This window comes from Arthrobacter sp. UYEF36 (assembly GCF_040547025.1).
Lineage (GTDB): Bacteria > Actinomycetota > Actinomycetes > Actinomycetales > Micrococcaceae > Arthrobacter.
This window is the reverse complement of sequence record NZ_JBEPOX010000028.1, coordinates 1-2,760: the sequence shown is the minus strand read 5'-3', so window position 1 is coordinate 2,760 and position 2,760 is coordinate 1. Positions and strand designations below refer to the sequence as shown.

The 2,760-nt window shown below is 66.4% G+C and carries 1 protein-coding gene; it reads right to left on the bottom strand.

Annotated elements, in window-relative coordinates:
* Nucleotides 1-125: 125 nt before the first annotated feature.
* A complete protein-coding gene (locus ABIB29_RS19945; protein WP_354174777.1) occupies nt 126-2,483 on the bottom strand; it encodes an HAD-IC family P-type ATPase in 2,358 nt (785 codons plus the stop codon).
* Between the last annotated feature and the right edge of the window lie 277 nt (nt 2,484-2,760).

The window sequence follows — 2,760 nt, the reverse complement described above, 5'->3', positions numbered from 1 at the left end:
CACCCGGGAGGGTGTGGGAGAGTAGGTCACCGCCGGAACATCATTAAACGGTCGAGAGCCCCAACCACACGGTCGGGGCTCTCCCGCATTTAACCGTAAAACAACACAGCCGCCCCGGGCTCCGGTCAGCGGGGGAACTTCCTGCCGTGGATCAAGGCCAGGAGCTCGATAGCGAGCCCGCCGCCCACCGCAGCCGCACCTGCCGCCCGCAATAAATCAGCCGGCGGTAACACCAGATGGAAGAAGTCTTGGGCGAGCGGCAGGTTGACCAGGATCAGGAGAATGGCGCACATCGCGAGCAGCACCGCCAGCTTCTTCGCATCGAGCGGACGGGAGACCACCGCAAGAATCCACAGGCCCATTACCGAGAGGGTCAGCACCGATGCGGACTGCAGCGTCTCCGGCGCGTCCCCGGCAGCTCCGCTCGACTGCGCGTAGAGGTTCAACCCCAGCAGTGAAGTTGTTACGATGAGCCCGGCCGGGACGGCGAAGAACAGTGACCTGCGCAGGAACCCGGGCCGGTAGCGGCGGGTATTGGCCATTAGGGCCAGGAAGAACGAGGGGATGCCGATCGTCAGGCCGTCTGTGAACGACAATTGGCGGGGCAGGAACGGAAACTGCAGGTTGAGGAGTCCGAAGCTGACTGCGACCGCAATCGAATAGGCCGTTTTGCTGAGGAAGAGCTTCGACACCCGCTCGATGTTGGCGATCACCCGGCGGCCCTCGGCCACCACCCCGGGCAGCCGGTCGAAACGGCCATCCAGCAGCACCAGCCGTGCCACTGCCTTCGTGGCCGGAGCGGCAGAGTTCATGGCAATGCCCAGGTCTGCCTCTTTCAAGGCCAGCACGTCGTTGACGCCGTCTCCGGTCATCGCGACCGTGTGCCCGCGCCGCTGAAGGGCTGCCACCATGTCCTTCTTCTGGTGGGGACTCACGCGGCCGAACACCGTGTTGGTGTCCATCACCTCTTCAAGCAGCCGGGGATCGGCCGGAAGCTGCCGCGCATCGTACCCCTCCCCGACGTCCAAACCCACGCTGCGGGCAATCGCCGCGACCGTCCGGGGGTCGTCCCCCGAAATGACTTTCAGCTCAACGCCCTCGTCGCGGAAGTAGTCCAGCGTCTGTCGCGCATCGGGGCGGATCTGTTCCCGAAACGTGAGCACAACGACGGGTTCCACAACCGCCGGCAGCGTGGCGTCGTCGGCCATGATGGTTGTGTCGGCGGCATAGGCCAGCACGACGGTCCGCAGGCCGGATTCGGCGAGCCGGCCGGCCCTGCCCAGGGCGGCGTCTGCCGCCGGCGCCGCGTCTGGACCGCCGGACCGGTCCGTCAGCACCACTTCCGGGGCGCCAAGAATCCAAGTGCCTGAGCCCGGGGCTCCGCCGTCGAACGTCACGGAACTCCACTTCCGGGCCGAAGAGAACGGAACCGATGAAACCGCCAGGTTGCCGCCATCGTGCTCAAAGGCCGCTTCAAGGCAGCGCGAGGTTGCGTTTGCCTCCGGATCCGCCGCGAACCAGCCTAAGGCGTGCTCCCATCCAGGTTCCGCGGGCGCGGCCAGTTCGTGCACACCATCGAAGATGATTCGGCCTTCGGTGAGCGTTCCGGTCTTGTCGAGGCAGAGGACATCTACGCGGGCCAGGCCCTCGACCGCTGCCAGCTCCTGGATGAGAACCTTGTTCCCGGCGAGCCGGACCCCGCCGACAGCAAAAGCCACGCTCGAGAGCAGGACCAGGCCCAGCGGAATCATGGCGATGACGCTCGCAATCACGCCCACCAGCGCGGCCGTCCAGGTGCCGCTGGCGATGGCCTGCTCCCAGCCGCCCCTGGACTGCATCTCGCCGTTGGCAACGATGAGGGCGACCGGCAACAGCGCCCAGGTGAGCCAGCGGAGAATCCGGTTGAGGCTGTTGCGGATCTCAGAGTTGACGAGCGAGAACCGCTTCGCGTCGGCGGCGATCCTGCTGGAGAAGGAGTCAGCTCCCACCCGGATCACCCGTGCCGTGCCCCGGCCGGCAACCATGATCGAGCCGGAGAGGACTTCGGTCCCCGCATCCTTATCCACCGGGTCCGATTCTCCGGTCAGGAGGGATTCATCGGCCTCCAGCCCGCGGCTCTCGAGGACAGAGGCATCGGCCGTGACCTGGTCGCCGGCCCTCAGGACCAGGACATCGTCAAGCACGACGTCGGCGGTGGGGATCTCCTGCACGGTCCCGTCACGCAGCACCCGGGCCAGCGGGGCCTCGAGGACGGCGAGGCGGTCCAGGGAGCGCTTAGCGCGGTACTCCTGAACAACACCTATGACGGCGTTGCCTACGGCGGCCAGCCCGAAGAGTGCGTCCTGCCAGCTGCCCAGCAGAAGCAGGACGACAAAACTCGCCCCCACGATCGCGTTGAACAGTGTCAGCACATTGGCGCGCACGATCTCCCAAAGGCTGCGGCTGGTTGTGTCCGGTGCACGGTTGGCAAGGCCATGCCTCATCCGGGAGGAGACCTCGCCCCCGGACAGTCCAGCGGCGGCCGGTCCGGACACACGCCTATGGAGGAACTCTGGCCTGTGGCGCCTGCGTTCTGCCATCACTCCCTGATCGTAAACGCGAGAGCGCCCCGAATACAGGTGATGCACTCCACAGGCGGTGTTTCCTGGGCTTAGGGGTTGCGGGGCGGGCGTGGTGGGCCTGTTTTCCGCGCGGGTGTTGGGGTTTGGGGGTGGGGGGTGCGTGGTGGGGGTGGATTTGTGTGTGGTCCCGGTGGCGTGT